The sequence below is a fragment of the Streptomyces niveus genome (assembly GCF_001723055.1).
Classification (GTDB): Bacteria; Actinomycetota; Actinomycetes; order Streptomycetales; family Streptomycetaceae; genus Streptomyces; species Streptomyces niveus.
In genome coordinates this window covers 1-20,643 of record NZ_MDCR01000199.1, presented here as the reverse complement: position 1 = coordinate 20,643, position 20,643 = coordinate 1, and the positions used below count along the sequence as shown (strand labels likewise).

At 70.6% G+C, this 20,643-nt stretch carries 17 protein-coding genes; 9 read left to right on the top strand and 8 right to left on the bottom strand.

Annotation, left to right across the window (positions count from 1 at the left end):
• Positions 1-151: 151 nt before the first annotated feature.
• Positions 152-1,132 carry an ISAs1 family transposase gene (locus tag BHU15_RS38495; protein ID WP_171908426.1) on the top strand — a complete coding sequence of 327 codons (981 nt, stop codon included), beginning with the start codon at positions 152-154 and terminating at the stop codon, positions 1,130-1,132.
• Here BHU15_RS38495 and BHU15_RS23075 read toward each other — a convergent pair.
• Positions 1,119-2,120 carry a hypothetical protein gene (locus tag BHU15_RS23075; protein ID WP_255293188.1) on the bottom strand — a complete coding sequence of 334 codons (1,002 nt, stop codon included), beginning with the start codon at positions 2,118-2,120 and terminating at the stop codon, positions 1,119-1,121. The two genes, BHU15_RS38495 and BHU15_RS23075, sit on opposite strands and share 14 nt — an antisense overlap.
• Before the next feature lie 579 nt (positions 2,121-2,699).
• On the opposite strand from BHU15_RS23075, the gene BHU15_RS23065 reads away from it, so the two are divergent.
• On the top strand, positions 2,700-3,014 hold the full coding sequence (locus BHU15_RS23065) for a hypothetical protein (RefSeq protein ID WP_069628946.1): 315 nt from the start codon (positions 2,700-2,702) through the stop codon (positions 3,012-3,014).
• Positions 3,015-3,066: 52 nt separating this feature from the next.
• Here the strand turns inward: BHU15_RS23065 and BHU15_RS23060 are convergent, their stop codons facing one another.
• The 4 genes from BHU15_RS23060 to BHU15_RS23045 form a co-directional block, all read right to left on the bottom strand.
• Positions 3,067-4,137, bottom strand: coding sequence for a hypothetical protein (locus tag BHU15_RS23060; RefSeq protein WP_069628945.1), 1,071 nt, complete (start codon positions 4,135-4,137; stop codon positions 3,067-3,069).
• 5 nt (positions 4,138-4,142) lie between these two features.
• Positions 4,143-5,072, bottom strand: a complete 930-nt coding sequence (locus BHU15_RS23055; protein WP_023539136.1) for an N-acetylneuraminate synthase family protein — start codon at positions 5,070-5,072, stop codon at positions 4,143-4,145.
• Positions 5,073-5,084: 12 nt separating this feature from the next.
• Positions 5,085-6,302, bottom strand: a complete 1,218-nt coding sequence (locus tag BHU15_RS23050; protein WP_069628957.1) for an acylneuraminate cytidylyltransferase — start codon at positions 6,300-6,302, stop codon at positions 5,085-5,087.
• A gap of 230 nt (positions 6,303-6,532) precedes the next feature.
• On the bottom strand, positions 6,533-7,858 hold the full coding sequence (locus tag BHU15_RS23045) for a DUF6716 putative glycosyltransferase (RefSeq protein ID WP_069628944.1): 1,326 nt from the start codon (positions 7,856-7,858) through the stop codon (positions 6,533-6,535).
• 198 nt (positions 7,859-8,056) lie between these two features.
• Between BHU15_RS23045 and BHU15_RS23040 the strand changes: the two genes are divergently transcribed.
• The 3 genes from BHU15_RS23040 (at position 8,057) to BHU15_RS23030 (ending at position 11,361) form a co-directional block, all read left to right on the top strand.
• Positions 8,057-9,031, top strand: a complete 975-nt coding sequence (locus tag BHU15_RS23040) for a glycosyltransferase family 2 protein (RefSeq protein WP_069628943.1) — start codon at positions 8,057-8,059, stop codon at positions 9,029-9,031.
• Positions 9,031-10,380 (top strand): polysialyltransferase family glycosyltransferase, encoded by a 1,350-nt coding sequence (locus tag BHU15_RS23035; protein WP_069628942.1) that lies wholly within the window; start codon positions 9,031-9,033, stop codon positions 10,378-10,380. The genes BHU15_RS23040 and BHU15_RS23035 overlap by 1 nt, the downstream gene beginning before the upstream one ends.
• A gap of 234 nt (positions 10,381-10,614) precedes the next feature.
• A complete protein-coding gene (locus tag BHU15_RS23030; protein ID WP_069628956.1) occupies positions 10,615-11,361 on the top strand; it encodes a hypothetical protein in 747 nt (248 codons plus the stop codon).
• A gap of 65 nt (positions 11,362-11,426) precedes the next feature.
• Here the strand turns inward: BHU15_RS23030 and BHU15_RS23025 are convergent, their stop codons facing one another.
• On the bottom strand, positions 11,427-13,796 hold the full coding sequence (locus BHU15_RS23025; RefSeq protein WP_069628941.1) for a glycosyltransferase: 2,370 nt from the start codon (positions 13,794-13,796) through the stop codon (positions 11,427-11,429).
• Positions 13,793-15,202 carry a glycosyltransferase family 29 protein gene (locus BHU15_RS23020; protein WP_023539143.1) on the bottom strand — a complete coding sequence of 470 codons (1,410 nt, stop codon included), beginning with the start codon at positions 15,200-15,202 and terminating at the stop codon, positions 13,793-13,795. The genes BHU15_RS23025 and BHU15_RS23020 overlap by 4 nt, the downstream gene beginning before the upstream one ends.
• Before the next feature lie 649 nt (positions 15,203-15,851).
• Here BHU15_RS23020 and BHU15_RS40895 point away from each other — a divergent pair.
• From BHU15_RS40895 to BHU15_RS23005, 3 genes are all read left to right on the top strand, one after another.
• Positions 15,852-16,031, top strand: a complete 180-nt coding sequence (locus BHU15_RS40895) for a hypothetical protein (RefSeq protein ID WP_218028075.1) — start codon at positions 15,852-15,854, stop codon at positions 16,029-16,031.
• A 295-nt stretch (positions 16,032-16,326) separates the two neighbouring features.
• A complete protein-coding gene (locus tag BHU15_RS23010) occupies positions 16,327-16,785 on the top strand; it encodes a DUF5707 domain-containing protein (RefSeq protein WP_247748703.1) in 459 nt (152 codons plus the stop codon).
• Positions 16,786-16,879: 94 nt separating this feature from the next.
• On the top strand, positions 16,880-17,740 hold the full coding sequence (locus BHU15_RS23005) for an alpha/beta fold hydrolase (protein WP_069628938.1): 861 nt from the start codon (positions 16,880-16,882) through the stop codon (positions 17,738-17,740).
• Positions 17,741-17,809: 69 nt separating this feature from the next.
• Here the strand turns inward: BHU15_RS23005 and BHU15_RS23000 are convergent, their stop codons facing one another.
• Positions 17,810-20,038 carry an MMPL family transporter gene (locus tag BHU15_RS23000; protein WP_069628937.1) on the bottom strand — a complete coding sequence of 743 codons (2,229 nt, stop codon included), beginning with the start codon at positions 20,036-20,038 and terminating at the stop codon, positions 17,810-17,812.
• A 178-nt stretch (positions 20,039-20,216) separates the two neighbouring features.
• Here BHU15_RS23000 and BHU15_RS22995 point away from each other — a divergent pair.
• Positions 20,217-20,643 (top strand): TetR/AcrR family transcriptional regulator (locus BHU15_RS22995; protein WP_141726864.1); only part of this gene is annotated, 427 nt, incomplete at its 3' end.

Genomic DNA, 20,643 nt, shown 5'->3' with positions numbered 1-20,643 from the left:
GTGTGGGGCGGGAGTTGACGCAGTAACAGCACAGGCACGAGACCGGTGATCATCAGGGTGTCTACGCCAGCTGATCACATCGAGGTCCCGTGCCTGCCGCTCCATCCTCCCCGGTCCCCGCCGTTCTGGCGCAACTGGGGCCCCTCCACCAGTGCGACACCGGTCGCCTGCGCCCACCACCCTCGACGGTGATGCCCTGGACGCCGCGATCGGCGCCTACCTGGCCGAACACCACACCGGTGTCGGCGGCGCCGGCTCGCCATCGCGGCCGGCGATCGCGGTGGACGGCAAGGCGCTGACCGGCTCCGCGCACCGAACCCAGCGCCACCGGCACCTGCTGTCCGCCGTCACCCACGCCCCCACCGTCACCCTGGCCCAGCGGGAAATGGGAGCCAAGACCAACGAGACGGCTGCCTTCCGCCCGCTGCTGGAACCACTCGATCTGGCCGGCGCCGTGGTCACCTTCGACGCCCTGCACAGCGTCAAGGACCAGGTGCGCTGGCTGGTGCGGGAGAAGAAAGCCCACTACATCGCGGTGATCAAGGGAAACCAGCCGACCGCGTCGGCCCAGATCAAGGCCCTGCCATGGGAGCACGTGCCCGTGGCGCACACCGTCTCCGGGACCGGGCACGGGCGGCGGGAGTCCCGCTCGGTCAAGACCATGGCCATTGCGGCGAACCTCGGCGGGATCGCCTTCCCGGAAGCCCGGCCGGCCTTGCGCATCCACCGGCGCCGCCAGGAGAGCGGCAAGCGGCACACCCGGGAGACGGTCTACGCCGTCACCAGCCTCGATACCCACCACGCCAGCGCTGCTGACCTAGACGGATACGTGCGGGCATTGGGGTATCGAGAATTCCAGCCACCACGTCAGAGATGTGGTGTTCGCCGAAGACGCCTCCACCGTCCACATCGGCAGCGCGCCGCGAGCGATGTCCGCCTTGCGGAATCTGGCCATCGGCAGGCTGCGGCTGTTGGGGGCGGACAACATCGCCAAGACCACCCGAGCGATCCGGGACGCACCCGAGCACGCCATCTGGATCTGGGGCATCACCGACAGCCCGCTCCTACCGGGAACTTGAAGCCGCCCTGGGAGCGGCCGTTGTCTTACGCCCAGGAAGCTATTTCGGCGTGAGTACGGGGATCTTCGGCAGACCGGCGTTGTTCTCGCAGTCGAGCTCCTTCACCACCTTGAGCGTCATGGCGTGCAGAATCTGCATGTTCATGTTGCGGTACTCACGCGTGTCGGGTGCATCGCTCTTCCCCCGCCCGAAACCGCTCTGGATCCGCAACGGCGTCTTGTCCGAACCATCCAACTGGGGGCTCACGCATTCGAAGTAGAGCGATGCACCCCCCCGCCTCACCGAAGACTGCAAACCCATGGTGTACAGCTCGCCACCAGCCGGAAGACGCTCGTCCTTCACGTCCTGCGGGGCGTACATGGAGAACGAGATGCCCGCTTCATCACCCAGGCCCCCTCCCTTCGGATCGGGTTCACACAGGAGTGCTCCGCCAGCCCACGAACGTCCGGACGCATAACCCTCCTTGAGGGCCGCCACGACCTTCTCCATGCCATTTCCGTTCGCCCAGGCGAAGACCGTCTTCCCTGTCACCTTTTCGAGCATCTCGGCCGGTGGACCGGCGAACAGACCGCCGCACACCTCATCGGCCCCGACGAACTGCGGGTGCTCCTCCTCGCCGGAGCCGCACGCCACACCCCCAGCCCCCAAGGCCAAGACCACCCCCACAGCAGTCAGCAATCGCCGCACCCTCGCGCACTCACTTCCCTTGTCCCGAGTTCGGTTCATCCCCATCCGACCGCTCACCACCATCCGTTGCCCCCGACAGCACCATACGCACAGATCAGGCCTCGGGCTGGCGCCTTGGACCCGCGCACGAAGGTTCCCGTCTTGGTAACCGACGAGCCTGGATAAATGCTGGTCCTCGACCAACGAGCCCTCCGTCCTCGCGTCCAACTTGTCGATCTCTTCTTTGTGCCGCGACACGAAATCTTCGACCGGTGTCTCCGTGTAGACCTCTCCAGCGGTGTACACGGCGTACTTTTCGGTGTCGGTGAGGTCGTCCATCTCCTCTTTGTTCTCGTCGATCACCTTCTCGCCCATGCCCCCAGCACATCTCCCATGACCTGCTCAACGGCTCCGGTCGCCGTGTCGGTGCAATGGGTACCAGGAGTGCGCCGGCGCCGATGACCGGCGCAGCAGGCAGGAAGAACGCGGCTGTCGCCACTCCGGCGCCCAGGGCCGCGGTGCCACCGAACTCCACCCATCTCATTCCACCCGCCGGTTCACGAAAGGCCGTTGTTCCCCATGGCAGGAAGCCCTGTGCGACGCGCCAGATGAGAACTGCCTGTGAGCGCGTAGCTCGTCCAGGGGCCCGTCGCACTGAGGTGGGTCAACGGACAAGCTGGGCGGGCACTGCGGGGTCGTTGGTGCAGGCCAATTCGTCCACCAGGGTGCGCGCGAGCGTGGACAACAAGGCCTGCCGGTGCTCGGCCTTCAGGTCAGGATCGGCTACCTCCAGCTGGAGGGGAGCGTCGGTCTGCAGTCCTGCCGGCGCCCCACGGACACCACATGCTACAAGGAGCCTCATGCCCGACTGCCCGGCCTCCGGCCAGGGCGGTTGCAAGTTCCGGGATCGCGTAGATCGTCCGTGTGGGGCGGGAGTTGACGCAGTGGGAGTTGATGAGCATCGCCCCGAAGGGGCCCTCCTCCCAGAGATTCACCACTCTCCCCATGGGCGAGGACGCCGGCGCCACTCACGACATGGCTTACGTCACCTTCGCCTGCGGACACAAGGACCAGCCCAACTCCTCCCCCGACTACATCAGCGCCTCGGCCGAAGCCACCGTGCGCACCAAGCCCGAAGGCGACGAGCGCCCCCTGAAGAACGCTTACGCCACCCTCGCCCACTCCTTCGCCCTCGCCCTGGCCAAGGAACTGGACTGCGAGGACAACGGCGGGCTGAAGCCCGGGCCCTCCCTGGTCCCCGCCGCGTAAGACCTGCGGCCCGGACCCCTCAGGGGTGCGGGCCGCAGCGGTGTGGCAGGTTCTACGCCGACGCCGCCACGCTTGGCAGCCGGTGGACGTCCTTCGCCGTGCCCGTGACGCCCGACAGGAAGCCCTGGGCGCGGGGGGAAGCGGTCGACTTGAGCCATTCCGGGGCGATGTCCCAGACCGCCACCCGTACGCCCGTGCCGGCGAGTGCGAGTGGCAGGGTGTGGACGACCGTCGAGGGGAAGCTCAGGACGGTCGAGCCGATCGGGCCGCGGCGGGCGATCAGTTCCAGCGGGAGGTCGGGGCGGACGATCTCCAGGCCCGTCTCCGTGGCGAGCCGGTGGAGTTTCTCCACGCTCTCCCTGCGGTGCGCGAAGTACCGCGTCGCGCCGTGGGTGCGGGCGAGCGAGGCGACCGCCGTCACGTACTGCTCCAGGTCGACCACGCCCGTCTCGACGAGCGAGGTGCCGACCATGTCGGCGCCCTTGGCGATCCGCGGCGGCCCGAAGGTCGCCTTGGTCCACTCGAAGGTGTTGGCCGTGACCGTGATGCCCTCCGGCGCCTCCACCGGCATCGAGGTGAAGACCTCGACGCTGCGGGTGCGCGACGGCGTGAGCCGGCGCCGGGCGACGGCGGAGACCGGCGCGAGTGCCAGTTCGCGCGGTCCGCGCCTGCCGCCCCGCCGGTGCCAGCGCACCAGCGGTTCACCGTGCACGAGTTGCGCGATGAACTCCATCGTCGCCGTCCCGTCGTCCACGACGGTCAGCTCCTTGCTGCTGACGAGGGTCAGCAGCAGCTGTACGTAGCGGGAGAACGGGTCCCCGATGACGATCCGCTCCGCCTTGCGCAGCAGGGGAGCCAGCTCCCGTATCGTCCGCAGCGGCGCGCTCGCGCCGCCCCGGGCCTCCTGCCAGCGCACGGTGAAGCCCGCGTCACGGGCCAGCTCGGCCATCCGCCGGAGCTGGCCGCGTGACATGGGATCGGTGGGCGACAGGACGACCACCGTGAGTTCCGCACCGGTGGCGCTCGCCCGCGCCCACTCCAGCACGTTCAGGAGTTGGACCGGGCTCTCCACGAATGCGATGGCGCGAGGGGACGGGGTGCGCACCCCGGAGGGACGGCTCATGGCTGTCAGACCGCCACGGGCTGTGCGCCGTCCGCGGCCTCGGCGACGACACCGGCGACGCGGCGGAGCTTCTTCATCGGGCCGAGCTCCGACTCGTACACCTTCTTGACGCCGTCACCGAGGGAGGCCTCGATGGTGCGGATGTCACGGACGAGGCGGGTCAGGCCCTGCGGCTCGACGGAGGCGGCCTGGTCGGAGCCCCACATGGCGCGGTCGAGCGTGATGTGGCGCTCGACGAACGCGGCGCCGAGCGCGACGGCGGCGAGGGTGGTCTGGAGACCGGTCTCGTGGCCGCTGTAGCCGATCGGCACGTTCGGGAACTCGGCCTGGAGGGTGTTGATGACCCGCAGGTTCAGCTCCTCGGCCTTGGCCGGGTAGGTCGAAGTGGCGTGGCAGAGAAGGATGTTCTCGCTGCCCAGCACCTCGACCGCGTGGCGGATCTGCTTCGGCGTCGACATGCCCGTGGAGAGGATGATCGTACGGCCGGTGGCGCGCAGCGAGCGCAGCAGCTCGTCGTCGGTGAGGGAAGCGGAGGCCACCTTGTGGGCGGGCACGTCGAACTTCTCCAGGAACGCGACGGCCTCGGTGTCCCACGGGGAGGCGAACCAGTCGATGCCGCGCTTCTTGCAGTGCGCGTCGATGGTGCCGTACTCGTCCTCGCCGAACTCCACGCGGTGGCGGTAGTCGATGTACGTCATCCGGCCCCAGGGGGTGTCCCGCTCGATGTCCCACTGGTCGCGCGGGGTGCAGATCTCCGGGGTCCGCTTCTGGAACTTGACGGCGTCGCAGCCGGCCTCGGCGGCGGCGTCGATCAGCGCGAGCGCGTTGCCGATGTCGCCGTTGTGGTTGATGCCGATCTCGCCGGTCACGTAGACGGGGCGGCCGGGACCCGCGGTACGGGTGCCGAGGGTGCGCAGGCGGGAGTTGGTGCTCATTGTGAGGGTTCCTTAACTGGTCGAGATGTCGGCGGTGGTGCCATGGGGGGTCTTGGGGGTGTTGACGTCCAGACCGGGTCCGAGGAGCCAGGTGGCGATCTCGCGGATCGCGCCGGCGCCGCCGGGGGTCGTGGTGACGGCACGCGCCGCCGCGCGTACGGCGTCGTGTGCGCTCGCGACGGCCACCGGCCAGCCGGCGAGCGCGAAGCACGGAAGGTCGTTGACGTCGTTGCCGACGTACAGCACCCGGTCGGGTGTGACTCCGTGCTCGTCGCACCACTGCTTCAGTGCGAGGTCCTTGCGGTCGATGCCGTGGAGCACCGGCACGCGCAGCTTGTTGGCGCGTGCGGCGACGACCGGGTTCTGCTCGGTGGAGAGGATGAGCAGTTCCAGGCCGGCGCGGCGGAGGGCGGCGATGCCGAGGCCGTCACCGCGGTGTACGGCGACGGTCTCGCGGCCCTCCGAGTCGACGAGCACCCGGTCGTCTGTCTGGGTGCCGTCGAAGTCCAGGACGACCGCGTCGATGTCGGCGCGGCCGGGGAGCGCGGGGGTGTCCAGGAGCGGCGCGAGTGCGCGGGCGCGCTCCAGGTCGTGCGGGTCGTCGATCTCCAGCACCCGCTCGGGGTCGGTGCTGACCAGCTCGGTACGGCCGAAGAAGCGGTGGCCGGCCTCGCGGAAGCCCTCGGCGCGCATCGCGTAGGCGGCGCCGGTCTCCAGGAACTCCTGGGGGCGGTCCTGCCTGCGGGGCCGGTTCGACTTGTCGTGGTTGACGCCGAAGCCGTCGCTCTCGGAGCGCCAGATGAAGCCGTGGGTGGGGGCGACGGTCAGCGCGCTGTCGGCGCCGCCCTCGGTGACGGCGGACGCGACGCCGTCGAGGTCGCCGGGGGTGATGAAGGGGCTGGTGCACTGCACGAGCAGGACCACCTCGGTGCGGTGGGCGGCGCCGCGCATCGCGCCGTACGCGTCCATGGCGTGCAGGACGGCGGCCTCGCTGGTCGCGGTGTCGCCCGCGATGGCGGCGGGGCGCAGGACGACCTCGGCCCCGGCGGCGCGGGCGGCGTCGGCGATGGCGGCGTCGTCGGTGGAGACGACGACGTCGGTCACCTTCCGGGCGGCGCGGCAGGCGCGTACGGCCCGTACGACCAGCGGGATGCCGCCGACCTGGGCGAGGTTCTTGGCGGGGACGCCCTTGGATCCGCCGCGGGCGGGGATCACGGCGAGGACGGTCATGGACGGGTCTCCTTGGTTCACTGCGTCGTGCTGGTTCGGCGCGACCGGCTCATTCGTGGGGCGCTCGTCGGACCAGCCGGACCAGCCGTAACCGGCGAGCACATCGGCCGGGAGAGGCCGGCGGCGTACGCGCGGGGCGGGGTTGGGTACGGGGGTCGCGCCGTACGGCACGGGCGCGCCCTTCGCGGGGCCGCCGCCGCTCGCCGCGCTCGCGCCCGGCCGGGCCCCCGTCACAGGTCGCCCATCCGGCGGATCACCGGGGCCACGCGCTGGACCCCGTGCCGGTAGGCGCCGCGGGCCGCCGCGCGGACCGTGTCGCGTACGACGCGGCGGACGCCGGTCGTGCCGCCCTGCGCGGTGCGGCTGGACGCCGTCAGCGGGTGGCCGTCGGGCGCGAGGTGGTAGCGGGCGAGGAGGCCCGGCAGATAGCCGGGCGCCGTGGTCGCCGTGTAGTACGGGGTGATGGGCGGCAGTTCGCCGTCGGCCAGCAGTTTGGCGACGCGCTCGCGGGCCGCGTCGAAGGCGGAGGCGTAACCGCCGTCGGCGGCGACGCCCTGCCGGTCCGCCCAGACGGGGTCGGCCTTGGGCCGCTGTCCGCCGTCGAGCTGGTCCCAGGAGGCGAGGCAGCCGGAGCCGATGAAGTGGTGGTTGCCGAGCGGTTCGCGGATCCCGAGGTCGGTGAGGATCGCGGTGGGGATCCGGCGGTGCAGGGACTCCAGCGCCGCGGTCGAGGAGACGGTGACCAGCAGGTCGGTGCCGTCCAGGACCTCGCCCATGTTCCCGTACACCAGGCGGAAGTTGGGCGGCAGACCGCCGGGCAGCTTCTCGGCGAGGCGCTGGTACGGGTACTCCTCGACGTGCGTGGTCTGCTCCCCCACGCGGCTGCGCAGCTTGAGCAGGACCTCGCGGCGCGGGTGCAGTCTCGCGTGCTCGACCAGCCGTCGCAGCAGGTACATGCGGTCGGCGCGGGTCAGCGGGACGGACGGCTGGGCCGCGAAGACGACGGTGTCCCGGCCTTCTTCGGGGGTGTAGCGCGCGCCGCCGAGGAAGGGCAGCGCGGCCTCGGTCACCGAGTCGGACGAGGCGCCCACTCCCTCGTACACGGCGCGGAAACGCTGGGCGTCGTGGCGGGAGTTGGCGAGGACGATGTCCGCGCCGTGGCGCAGCAGGAGCCCGTCGGAGAGCTTCTCGTAGACGACACCGACGTAGCCGGTGACGAGCGCCGGCCGGTCGGGCAGGTCCAGCGCGGATATGCCGTGCAGCATCGCCTGGACGGCGCCGCCGACGAGGGCGAGGACGACGACGTCGTACGACTCCGCGCGCAGGACGTCCAGGAACTCCGTCCCGGTCATCTCGCGCAGCGCGTCGGCCTCCGCTCCCACCTCCTCCAGCTGACGGGCGGTGGGGGTCGCTCGTCCGCGCAGCAGAAACCCGCTGAGCTCGATGTCGCGGTCGTCGGGTGCGATGCGGCGCGCGGTCAGCGCGCCCCACTTCCACCGTGTGTCGGAGTCGGCGAGCACGGCGACCCGGACCGCTTTGCTGGTACGTGATGGCACGTGTTGGACGTTAGAAAGGCATTCCGATTGGCGGCCCAACACAACAGCAATAAAGGGTTAACAGCGGGTCGACAGCGAGCGAAATGGCCCGGGAACGGCCCGGGAACGGCCCTGGTTAACCATTCCGCCATCCTTCGTTCACCTCGCATCTTCGCGGATGTCGGAACGAATGCCGGGCCGCCGCCTACCGTCACCGGGGTGGTCAAGCTCTCTGTCGTCGTGCCGTTCTACAACGTGCAGACATACGTCCCAGAAACCCTTCGAAGCCTCTTGGCGAACACGCGGGAGGATTTCGAGTTCCTGCTCGTCGACGACTGCTCGACCGACGGGACCCCTGAGCTCCTGCGGCGCGCGGAGCGCGAGCTGCCCGGCGCGGTCCTGCTGAGACACGAGAAGAACGGCGGCCTGGCCACCGCGCGCAACACCGGTCTCGACGCCTCCAGCGGTGAGTACGTCACCTACCTGGACGGCGACGACTGGGTGGTGCCGGGCTACTACGAGCGGCTGCTGGCCACCATCGAGGAGCTGGGCTGCGACTTCGTACGCACCGACCATGTCCAGTTCACCGGCAAGGCCCGCACGGTGCACCGTGTCCCGGTCGGTCCCCGCGGTCAGGTCCTGAAGCCCCGCGAGACGATCCTGCCCGCCGACAAGACGACGTCCGTGGACTACGCGTACGCCTGGGCCGGCATCTACCACCGGCGGCTCGCCGACCGGGGGCTGCTGCACTTCACGGACGGGCTGCGGACGGCCGAGGACCGGCCGTGGATCTGGCGGCTGCACCGGGAGGCGGAGTCCTTCGCCGCCGTGGAGCTGCTCGGGATCTTCTACCGGCGCGGCGTCGCCTCCTCGCTCACCCAGATCGGCGACGTACGCCAGCTGGACTTCATCCGCGCGTTCGACCAGGTCATCGAGGAAACGGCGGCGGACCCCGAAGGCGAACGGTTTCTCCTGAAGGCCGTACGGACATATCTGGCCATCATTTCGCACCACCTGGGCGCGAAGGAACGATTCGAACCGGCCGTGGCCCGGAAATTGCGCACGATGAGCGCCGCCGCGATGAAACGCCTGCCGCAGGACGTACTGAGAGAAGCGCTGAACTCGATGGACCTGGACCGTTCGACCCAGTTGCGCCGACTGCGCAGGGGCGCGACCGGGAAGGCGGCGGCCTGATGAGCACCCTTTCCGGCGCCCGTACGACACGGGTCTTCTACGCCTCCACCCTGTACGGCGCCGCCACGCTGGCCGCCGCGCTCGACGCGGGCCTGTTCCCGGCCGTCGACCGGACGGTCCTGGTCGTGAGCAACAACGCCGGTACGCCCGAACTGACCCCGGCCGTCCACGAGATGCCCGGGTTCGCGGCCCTGCGACACCGCTTCGACGACGTGCTGTCGTGGAACGAGACCATCGCGCCGTTCCACCCCGGCGGCTGGGTGCCGCGCGAGGACGACCTGCCGATCTGGGAGCGCCATCTGCGGCTCGCCTGGGGCCTGGGCGACGACACGGTCGAACTGGTCCTGGAATCGATCCAGGTCAGCCCGGCGCTCACGCTCGCGGAGATCTTCACGGCCGCCCCTGTCGAGGTGTACGCGGACGGGCTGATGAGCTACGGCCCCACCCGCAACCGGCTCGACCTCCAGGTCGGCGCGCGGATCCGCAGGCTGCTGCATCTCGATCTCGTACCGGGCCTGGTGCCGCTGCTGCTCACCGAGTTCGGTGTCCCGTCCGAGACCGTCCCGACGGCGAGCTTCCTGCGGGTCCTCGACCAACTGACCGACACCGCGCGGGACTTCGAGACGCCCGACGTGGCGCCCGCGCTGCTGCTCGGGCAGTACCTCGCCGCGCTCGGTCTGATCACCGAGCGCGAGGAGGAGGAGCTGCACCTGCGGATGGTGCGGGGCGTGGTCGCGCTCGGCCATACGCACGTGGTGTTCAAGCCGCACCCCACCGCCCCGGCCGGCTGGTCGCGGCGGCTGGAGGAGGAGGCGACGAAGCTCGGCGCCCAACTGACCGTGCTGGACAGCCCGGTGCTCGCCGAGGTGCTGTACCGGCGGCTGAAGCCGGCCCTGGTCGTGGGCTGTTTCTCGACCGCCCTGTTCACGGCGTCGGCGTTCTTCGGCATCCCGGTGGCGCGCGTCGGCACGGACCTGCTGCTCGACCGGCTCTCGCCGTACCAGAACAGCAACCGGGTGCCCGTCACGCTGGTGGACGCGCTCGTCCCACCGCTGGACGACGACGGTACGTACCGCACCGAGGAGCGACCCGCCGAACTGGTCGCCGCTGTCGGGTTTGTGATGCAACCTCAGATGCACCCGGGGCTGCGGCCCGCGGTGGAGACCTTCCTGGCCGGACGGCAGGACCCGCACACCCTGCGCTACTTCAAGCGGCGCCGGCTGACCACGCTCGGGCTGCCGGGCGCGGTCGGCCCGCAGCTCGTGCGTATCCCGCAGAACGCGGCGGCGCAGCGGGTGGTGCGCCGGGCGCGACGGCTGCGCCGGGCGGTGCTTCGGATGCGAGCCTGATCACGGCGGACCCTCGGCGTGGCTGGTTGCAGGAGCCCGCTATCTCTTCCATCACCCCATTAGGGGACAGTGAACGTTTGCTCCATTGGGAGGTAATTGGCAAAGCGCCGCATTCCGGACCGGGCCGCCGGCGTTGATAGCCACGTGGAACCACGTGAACTCTGGGATCGGAACAGCGTCCTCGCCGAGGCCTTCTGCGCCAGCGACGAGCAGGTGCGGCAGGCCCAGGCCGTACTGGACGAGGCGCAGGCGGAGCGGAGCCGTACGCTCGCCGCGTTCGCGGTCACCGTCGGCAACGACGGGGCCGTCGCGGATCTGATGGGTCTGCCCGAGCGCGAGGTGCGGATCGCGCGGCGCACGGTGGGCAAGAGCGACGCGCGCAGCGTCGCCGAGGAGCTGCTCGACCGCTATCCGCAGGCGCACACCCAGCCGATTCCACAGGCGCAGACGGCCGCCGGGGCCGCTCCGGCGGCGCCACCGGCCGCCGCACCCGCCGCGCCCGCCGCGCAGCAGGTGCCGCCGCCCGTCCAGTCGGCGGAGGAGCCGTACGCCGAGCAGCAGCAGGCCGCGATGTATCAGCAGATGCCGCCGTTCGGGCACACGGACGTGCAGCTGCCGCATCCGCGCGCCGAGGCCACGCCGCTCCAGGAGATGGCCCACCACCAGGACTCCGCGTCCCCGGTGCTCCACACGTCCGAGGCCGAGAGCAATCCGGTGGTCTGGTCGTCCAGCATGGACTCGGTGCTGCTGTGGAGCTGGCAGTCCGGCCTCGACCTCCAGACGGTGGCCGGTGAACTGGGCCTGGACATCCGGGCGTTGCTGCTGCGCGTACAGGCCCTGGCGGACAACGGGATGCTGACCCCCTCGTCCACCCAGAGCGCCGAGGCGAACCGGGCGGGCCGGCACCGCAGGCATCACGAGGAGGCGTACGCGGCGCTGTTCAGCCCGACGGCCACGTTCCCCTCGCCGGTGCACTACTGACGAAACGTCAATCCCCCCTCCGTACGGCCCGGTACAGGCCCGTACGGAGGGGGACGGTGAACCGGTCAGCCGCCCAGGATCGCGCGCAGGTCCGCCGCGTTCGCCTGGGTCACCTTCCACAGCTCCTGCTGCCTGCCGTGCACATCGGCCACCGAGGCGGCGTGGTCGTCCAGCAGCCCCAGCGCCCGCTCCGTGAGTAGCTCCCCGAGGTTCTTGTCGTGGACCGAGACACCCCACTCGGGGCGGTCGATGTCGGCCAGGAAGTACGCCATCTTCGGGTGCGAGATCAGCGAGATGATCGGGGTGCCGCAGCCGAACGGGATCATGCCCGCGTGGCCGCGCATCCCGATGACCAGCTTCGTACGGGCGTAGGTGTCCCTGATTGCGTCGTTGTCGAAGTCGTACATCGGGATGACCGGCAGCGACACGTCGTGCTCTCGCCGCAGGTCGAACGCGATCTTCTCGTCGTCCAGCGAGTGCGCCACGCACTGGACCTCGGTGTGCCTGCTCAGCGTCCGTACGGCCTTCGCCATCTCGGCGAGGAAGTGGTCGTAGTCGTGGCCGAAGCGCAGCCCCGCCCGGTCGTACGCGGCGTTGATCATGACGGTGTTCTCGCGCTGCCCGGGGGCCGGGTCGGTCCAGCCGTCGACCAGCTGGCGGGTGACCGTGGTCGGGCAGGGCTGGAAGCGCACCTTGTCGTGCAGCGACTCCGGCAGCAGGGCGCGGACCTTCTGGATCGAGCCGTGGTTGCGGAGCGCGAAGAAGGCGCTGCGCTCGACGAGTTGGCGCAGGGAGGAGTTGAAGCGCCCGGCGCGGTAGGACTGGCCGTCGAAGGCGTTGAAGCCGACCGCGTACACGATGATCGGCACGTCGATGCCGTTCAGGTGCTCGTCGGGGACGTTCCACTGCCAGGCGCTGTTGCCGTTCGGGGCGGTGTCCGGGATGAAGAGGCCGCCGCCGCCGATGACCAGGCCGCGCCGCTCGTTGACACGCCGGAGCGCGGCCTTGTCGAACAGCCGGTGGGCGTGGATCGAGTGCCAGCGGGCCGGGCCGGTCTCGATGTCGGCGCCGCCGTTCGGGCCGGTGCTGGTGCCGACCGCGAGCCGTACGGACTCGGGCAGCAGCTTGTCGCCCGCGTTGCCCTGCTGCGGCATGTAGAAGGCCACATGGGCGAGTTGGTCCTCGGGGGCGCCTTCGCGCGGGGCCGGCAGTTCATGGCCCTGGGTGCGCAGCCGCATCAGCCGGTTGGGCCGGTGCGTGGGGTCGACGGCCAGGCCCTGCATGGCGTACGCGTGGGCCGCGGCGTCGTCGCCGTGGATCCAGGCGATCTGCGCGAGCCGCCCGAAGGACGTCGCGGCGCGGACGGGCGAGCCCGCCGCGAGGTGCAGCTGGACCTCGGCCTCGTCGTAGCGCGAGACGCTCATCAGGGCGTGTCCCAGCACCTCGTGCGGCCAGGTGTCGTCCACCGGGATGTGCACGCTGCTGAGGATGTCGGCGGCTTCCTGGAACCCGCCCGAGTTGATGTGCGCGTGCGCGACCTTGCGGGCGGCCTCGACGTCACCGGTGCGCGCGACGTGCTCGGTGCCGTACTTGACGACGAGGTCGCGGTGCATGGTGCCGGACACGGCCATGTACGCGGCGTAGAACTCCGCGTCCGTCAGCTCGAACTCACGCCAGCGGTCCTCGGCCTGCGTGTAGCCGGACTCGCCGCCCTGCCAGGGCTTGTGGCGGCCGGTGAAGTGCAGGATCGCGGTCTCGTCGGGGACCGGCTTGTCGCCGGACAGCCGCCGCTTGACGAAGTTGTAGCGCGAGTCGAGCTGCACGAAGTCGCCGTCGAGCACGGAGTTGAGGATGCCCTGGTCGTGCTTGTCCAGCTCGTAGTCGCCGCTGCGGCCGGTGGCGTCGATCCGCGCGCAGAACTCGTCGCTCAGATACTCGCGCTGGATGACGAGCAGCCCGCTGTTGAGCTTGTGCTGCCCGTAGAAGAACTGCGGTACGGCGGCGAGGCCTTCGCGCAGCTGGAGCAGTTCGGTGAGGTCACCGAGGACCACCATGTCGGTGTCGAGGGTGATGATCGTGTCGTAGTCGCGCAGCCGGAAGACGTCGAGGATGAAGTACGCCTTGCGGACCAGGTAGTTGTCCTGGTCGCCCTTCTCGTAGCTGTCGTAGCGCGCGGCGTCGACGCGGTGGAACCGTACCCGCGGGTGCAACGCCCGGATGGAGGCGACCGACTGGGGCCGCAGGTCGTCGTGGAGGACGATGAAGTCCTCGCATACACCGGGGTTGGACAGCGCGAGGCTGCGCAGGAGCGCCAGGAAGCCGGGCAGATAGTTCTCGTCGACGAAGGACGCGAAGGCCAGACGTCGTTTGCCGGTCAGGGCGTTGGCGGACAGCGGCGCGGTGGCGGCAGCCGGGGCGAGGGGGGTGGCGGTCATCGCAGGGAGATCCTCGTGTCGGTCACGCTCTGGGCGCGTTCCATGACCCACGCCTTTTCGCTGGTGTACTCGTGCACGGACGTGATGGGCATCTTCATCGCGTCCTTGAGGCGGTAGGCGCCGCTCTCGTAGAAGTCGAAGCCGATCAGGTCGAGCTTCGGGCTGGCGTCCAGGAAGTCCAGCAGCCAGAGCATGTTGAAGCCGGTGGTCGGGATGGCGGGCCAGGTGTCGTTGCCGACGCGGCCGATGTTGCGCAGCGGCCAGCGCAGCGACTCGTCGTTCACATACGTCTGCGCGCCGGGCACGAGGCGGTTGCGCAGCGAGTTCTTCCAGTCGCCGCTGAGGCCGCCGAAGATCAGCCGGGTGGTGACCTGCTGGTCCCAGTTGAAGCCGTGCTTGTGGATCGAGGTGTGGATGTCGGTGCGCCGGCCGGTGGCGGGCGCGTCGATCTTGTACGAGTTGAAGCGCACCACCAGGTCGTACGCGTCGATCTCGGGCCCCATCGAACCGCGCCCGACGCTCTGCGAGTTGGCGATCAGGCAGATGGACTTGCCCGCGATCTGGTTGCGGAACTCGCCGAGCGTGAGCCACTGGACGTCGCCGAAGGTGGGGTCGGGGACCGGGCCGCGCTGCCGGTTGCGCCGCATCTCGCCGTAGAGCGCGGCGAGTTGGCGGGTCTCCTCCAGCGGGCCGCCGTGGGCGAGCCGCAGATCGAGGTACTGCCCGATGGACACCTGGAGGTCCGTCACCGGGCTGTCGTCGCCCCGCATCGCGAGCAGCGCGCCGATCAGCCGCGCCTCGGCGCCGGCACGGTCGCCCGCCTCGTGCAGGGCGACACCCTCGGCCCAGATGTCGGTGGCGGGGCCGTCCGCGTACACCGACGCCTGCGGGCAGCCGCGCTCCAGCAGCGTGAGCAGCTCGTCCTGCTGCTCACCGGCGCTGTGCAGACCGGCGATCCGGGGGGCGACGCCGAAACCGTCCTCCTCGGTCAGGGCGAGGTAGCGCTCGTACGCGGCGATGGTCGCGGGCTCGTCGCCCATGGCCTCCAGCGTGCGGGCGCGCAGCCGCCAGCCGGCGCGCGAGTTCTTGCGCTGGGTGAGCACGGCGTCGCTGATGAGCAGCGAGAGCTTCAGCTCGTCGGCGTACCCGCACTCCAGGCCCTTGTTGCCGGCGGCCAGCAGCGCGTCCAGCAGCTCACCGCTGAGCGAGCCGGTCGGCCCGGCGACCACCTTCTTGGCCGCGCGCCGGATGAGCGGGGTGCCGGCGGCAGCCGCCTGGGCGCTCTCGCCGGGGCCGGTGGCGTGCGCGGCGAGCACCAGGCGCAGCTTCTCGGCCAGCTCGACGCGCTTGCGGTCGAGGCTGCCGACCATCTTCCCGCTGTGCACGGCGCAGGCGCGCAGACACACGTCAAGTTCGGTCGGCGTGATCCGGTCCCCCCGACCCGGGACTTGCCCGGCCCCTTCGGGTGGCCCGGCAGGGCTGTCCCCGTCGCGCGGCCTGAGCCATCGGTTGCGGACCTTCGTCATGGTGCTCCCAGCGTCTGTCGTCCCCGCGATCAGGTTGCGGGTCGGCGACAGGCTAGGAAACCCGCGCGACGGGAAGGTGAACTGACTGCGTCGACAGGAGGAACGAGTGGAGCCCGAAAAATGGGCGTGCGGGATGTGGGGTGGTGGGGGGGCTCCCGGCCCGGCCGGAGTCAGGAAATGAACCGATGGCCGGGGAAAGGCCGTTGTGGCATGGAAGCGCCCTCTCCGAGCGCCACGAAGGACACCGGAAGGACCAGACATGCCAGACGAGAAGCCGCCCGGCCCGAGCGGCCAGGATTATCTCCGCCTCGGGCAGGACGGTGACACGGTCCGTGGTCACGGGCAGGCGCGGCCCGCTCACAATTACGAGTTCCTCACCCAGGCGCCCGCGGCGCCCGCACCCGCCCAGGCTTCGGCTTCCGGGTTGGGGGCCGGGTCCGGATCCGGATCCGGGGGGAGTCCGTCCGAGCCGGCGCCGCCCGCCTACGGCGACCATGCGACGACCCAGTCCAGCATCCTGGGCGGAGGTGTGACCGCCAGCCCGGACCGGATGTCCTCGCCGCCGCCGTACTCCCCCGTCGGCAACCTGCAGGTCGCCGACGCCGCCAACAGCCTTCTGCCCCAGCGGAGGGAGAGCGCCCCTTCCGCCGGCCGGCCGGCCGGCGGCAACGGAAGCGGCACCGGCGACCGGCCCGCCCGCACCATGTAGTGGACCAGGGCCGACACGTCGCCCGGGTGGGAACGGTGAACCATCTCCGCCGTGCCCGCGCGGGCGGCGCGGCGGTCCGGCGGCGGCTCACTCCTCCGCTCGGACCACGGCTGCCTCCGGCAGCTCTATCTCAGGACAGACGTGGCAGTCATCCCCTGGCCCGAGGCCCGGCGTACCTCCCGGACCTAGTTTTGAAACACAGCGCGGAACGAGTCGACCACCCGCTCCCACCGGCGAGAAGAGCCGGTCCCGCGCCACCTGTTCCGAAACAGCGATGCCCTCAGGAGGCTCTCCCATGTCCAAAATGTCCAAGCGTGTCGTCCTGACCTCTCTCGTCGGCGCCGCCGCCGTCGCCGGTGTCGCCGTCGCCGGTATCGCGTCCGCCACCGCGCCCTCCGCGCCGACCGTCGACAACGCCTCGGCCCGTTTCCTGCCGCCGTCCGCGGACACCGGGGGCACGTTCGCCTTCGCGGCCGACGTCGCCGACGACTCGGGCGTCAAGAGCCTCAAGGTGCTGGCGTGGCCCAACTCCTCGGACCTCAAGCCGACGGCCGAGGAGATGGAGCACGCCGAGAACGCCGCCTGCGAGCGCGTCGACGACGAGAAGTCCACGTGCGCCTACACACTGCCGGTCAGCGGGCAGGAGGCGGAGGGCATGCGGAAGGGCGACTGGACGATCTCCGTGCTGCTCACGGCCCGGGACGGTGAGAAGAAGTTCGTCCCCGAGGCCACGACCATCAACATCGACTTCTGAGGGGAGGCGGTCACCGGGTCCACGTCCGCGCGAACGGCTGAGGCAGAGACAGTTGAGACAGAGTCAGTTGGGCCAGAGACAGTTGAGGCAGCGAATGAACGACTCCCCGCCTGTCGTTCTGGTACCCGGCTTCTGGCACGGCAGTTGGTGCTGGGGCCCGGTGGCCGAGCAGCTGACCGCGCGCGGGATCCGGTCGGTCGCGGTCGACATCGACGGGCACGCGCTCCGGGGCAGGGCGATGCGCGCCCGCTGGGCACGGCCGTTCTTCGACGAACGGTCGTTCGCCACCGAGCCGTCGCCGGTCGCGCGGATCACCGCCTCCGGCACGGCGGCCGCCCTCGCCGACCGGGTGCGCAAGGAGGGCGGCGGCCGGCCGTGTCTCGTGGTCGCGCACGGCATGGGCGGCGTGGTCGCCACCGCGCTCGCCGAGCTCGCCCCGGAACTCGTGGCGGGCCTGGTGTACGTGTCCGCGTACGCGCCGGTGAACGGGGTACCGGCGGGCTCCTACCGCACCAGCCCCGAGAACGTCGCCGAGAAGGCGCTCCAACTGCTGGTGGCCGAACCCGGGTTGATCGGCGCGGCGCGCATCGACTTCGGCGATCCGGAGCGACGGGACGAGATCAAGGAGGCCTTCTACAACGACCTCGACGACCGGGCGGCCGACGCCGCGATGGCCCTGCTCAGCCCGGACGGTCCGGCGGGGATCGCCGGTGAGCGGCTGACCGTCACCGAGGGCCGCTACGGCCGTATCCCGCACTCGTACGTGACCTGTTCCCGCGACAACGTCGTCCCGTTGGCGCTGCAACACCGCTTCATCAAGGAGATCGACGCCGTGTCGGTCTTCCCGACCGCCGTCACCGAACTCGACTCCTCCCACGCGCCGTTCCTGTCCCGGCCGGTCGCGCTCGGCGAGGTGATCGCGGACGCCTCGGGCGTCCACCTGGAGGCGGCGTAACCCCCGGGGCCCGAGGACGGAAGGGCCACCGGGCGAACCCGGTGACCCTTGGCCCTCTCCGTCGCGGCGCTAGCTCTTCACGTACGACGGCGGCTCCGCGATCTGCTCGGACACGGGCGCCGGCGCCGGGCCACCCTCGCTGAGGCCGTAGCGCCCGTGGAACTTCCGCAGCGACGGCGGCGCGTACCAGGCCAAGCGGCCGAGCAGGCGCATCGCCGCCGGGACGAGCACACCGCGTACGGCGACGGCGTCGATGAGGATCGCCAGTCCGCTGCCCAGGCCGAACATCTGCATGAAGCTGATCTCGGCCGTGCCGAAGGCGAAGAAGCTCACCGCGAGCAGGCAGGCCGCCGCCGTGACGATACGTCCCGTGTGGCCGAGGCCGTTGGTCACGGCGGACTCGTTGTCCTCGCCCTCGTCGTGGAGCTCCTTGATGCGGCTGGTGACGAACACCTCGTAGTCCATGGAGAGTCCGAAGGCGATGACGAACATCAGCACGGTCATCGACGCCTCCATCGGCTGCGGTGTGACACCGAGCAGGGAGGCGAGGTTGCCGTCCTGGAAGATCCAGGTCATGACGCCGAGCGTGGCGCCCAGGCTGATCACGTTGAGGACCAGCGCGCGCAGGGGCTGTACGACGCTGCCGGTGAAGAGGAAGAGCAGGATGAAGGTGGTGACGGCGACCAGGGCCAGGGCGAGCGGGATCTGGCCGCTGATGGAATCCTTGGAGTCGATCAGTACGGCGTCCGTACCGCCCACCAGGGGCGACGTACCGGCCGGGGTCGCGACGCCGCGTACCTCCCTGACCAGGTTCTGGGCGTCGTCGGACTTCGGCTCCAGGTCGCTCACCACGTTCAGCCGCTGCGCGTCGGGGCGGCTGAGGGCGGCGTTGCCGGGGCCGGGGGCGGCCGGCCTGCCGTCGGTGTAGGTGCCGGGGCCGGCCTCGACGCGGACGACGCCCGCCAGCTCGGACAGCCGGGTGGCGTACGAGGCCAGCGAGGCCCTGTCCACGGCGTTGTCGAGCACGACGTGGATGGCGGCGTCGTCGTTGCCGTTGAACTTCTCCCGCAGCACCTCCGAGACCTGGCGGCTCTTGGCGTCCTCGGGCAGTACGCGTTCGTCCGGCGTGCCGAGGGTGATGCCGAGCAGCGGGCTCGCCGCCAGCAGCAGCACGGCGAGCACGGGCAGCGCGGTGAGCGCGGGCCTGCGCATGACGGTGCGGGCGATCCGTCCCCACAGGGGCGTACGGCTGTCGACGCGCGCCTTCTTCGCCCACGGCAGGCGCCCGTTGTTGACCTTGTGCCCCAGGACGACGAACAGCGCCGGCATCACGAACAGGGTGCTGATCGCGGCGATGGCGACGACACCGACCCCGGCGTAGCCGAACGAGCGCAGGAAGTACTGCGGGAAGACCAGGAGCGCTGCCAGCGCGACGGCCACCGTGGCGGCGGAGAACGCGACCGTACGGCCCGCGGTGCGCACCGTGTGCCGTACGGCGTCGTCGACGGCCGCCCCCGTCGCGAGCTGCTCCCGGAACCGGCTGATCATCAACAGGGCGTAGTCGATGCCCAGTCCGAGGCCCAGCGCGGTGGTCAGGTTGGTGGCGGAGTTGGAGACGTCGGTGACGCCGCCGAGGAGGGCGAGTTCGGCGAACGTACCCGCGATGGCGATGGTCCCGATGACCAGCGGCAGCAGGGCCGCGACGACGCTGCCGAAGACGACGAGCAGCAGGATGAGCGTCAGCGGGACGGCGATGGCCTCCGCGAGCAGGAGGTCCTTGGGCACCTGGGCCGACAGGTCGGCGCCCACGGCGGTGCCGCCGCCGGCCTCGATGGTGAGCCCGCCCTCGTACTGGCCGCCGTAGGTGTCGATGAGGGCCTTGGCACGCTCCTCCTGCTCCGTCTTCTCGCCCTTCACATGAGCGAGCACGATGGCCTCGCGGCCGTCCTCGGAGCGGAGGTCGGGGCTGTCGGTGTCCCAGTACGAGAGGACGTTGCCGAGGTCCTTCTCCGCCTTCAGGTCGGCCACCAGTGCCTGGCCGCTCCGGTCGGCGGCGGGGCTGTCGACGCGGCCTTCGGCGGTGCGGACCAGCAGGATCAGGTTGGTCTCCCCGCCGAACTTCTCCTCGATGACCTTCCCGGCCCGGCTGGACTGGGAGGCGGGGTCGTCGTAACCGCCGCCCTTCAGCACGCTGAACGCGCCGGCGCCGACGGCGCCCATGAGGGCCACGGCCACGGCGGCGACGACGAGGACGAGCCGGGCCCGGCGAATCGCCAGTTCGGCTATGCGATCAAACACGGCGCACGTTCTCCTTCGGAGAGGTTCGGGCTGGGTGGGGACCGGTGCGGTGTCGCTCGCACGCTTCGTCGCCGCGGGAGACGTTAGTCAGGGGACGGAAGATTTGGCAGTGTTAGATTTTCCTCACACTTCGCCGCTCTCCGGTGTCCCGCGCGGCCGGCCGTCGTACGGTCGCCACATGCCCGCCGCCTCAGCCACCCACGTACCGCCTCTGCCGCCTCTGCCCTCACTGCGTGAGCGCCGCAGGGCCGCCGCCATCCGGGAGATCCTGGAGGCGGCCGAGTCCCAGGTCACCGAACACGGCCCGACGGCCCTGTCCCTGCGGGCGGTCGCCCGGAGCCTCGGCATGACCGTGCAGGCGCTCTACCACTACTTCCCGAGCCGGGACGCCCTGCTGACGGCGCTGATCACCAGGGCGTACGACGAGCTGGCCACCGCCGTCCAGACGGCCGCCGACACCACACCACCCGACTCGGACCTCCCCCGCATGGTGGCCGCCGCCGAGGGCTACCGCCGCTGGGCCATCGAGCACCCGGAGCTGTTCCAACTCCTCTACGGGACACCGCTGCGCCAGTACGAGGCACCCCTCGGCGGCGGCCACCATG

Coding starts and splice junctions, on each gene's coding strand:
- BHU15_RS23055 (WP_023539136.1), bottom strand. CDS start 5,072: ATGAGCACCAACTCCCGCCTGCGCACCCTCGGCACCCGTACCGCGGGT.
- BHU15_RS23060 (WP_069628945.1), bottom strand. CDS start 4,137: ATGAGCCGTCCCTCCGGGGTGCGCACCCCGTCCCCTCGCGCCATCGCA.
- BHU15_RS23065 (WP_069628946.1), top strand. CDS start 2,700: ATGAGCATCGCCCCGAAGGGGCCCTCCTCCCAGAGATTCACCACTCTC.
- BHU15_RS23050 (WP_069628957.1), bottom strand. CDS start 6,302: ATGACCGTCCTCGCCGTGATCCCCGCCCGCGGCGGATCCAAGGGCGTC.
- BHU15_RS23075 (WP_255293188.1), bottom strand. CDS start 2,120: ATGGGCGAGAAGGTGATCGACGAGAACAAAGAGGAGATGGACGACCTC.
- BHU15_RS23005 (WP_069628938.1), top strand. CDS start 16,880: ATGAACGACTCCCCGCCTGTCGTTCTGGTACCCGGCTTCTGGCACGGC.
- BHU15_RS23025 (WP_069628941.1), bottom strand. CDS start 13,796: ATGACCGCCACCCCCCTCGCCCCGGCTGCCGCCACCGCGCCGCTGTCC.
- BHU15_RS23035 (WP_069628942.1), top strand. CDS start 9,031: ATGAGCACCCTTTCCGGCGCCCGTACGACACGGGTCTTCTACGCCTCC.
- BHU15_RS23010 (WP_247748703.1), top strand. CDS start 16,327: ATGTCCAAAATGTCCAAGCGTGTCGTCCTGACCTCTCTCGTCGGCGCC.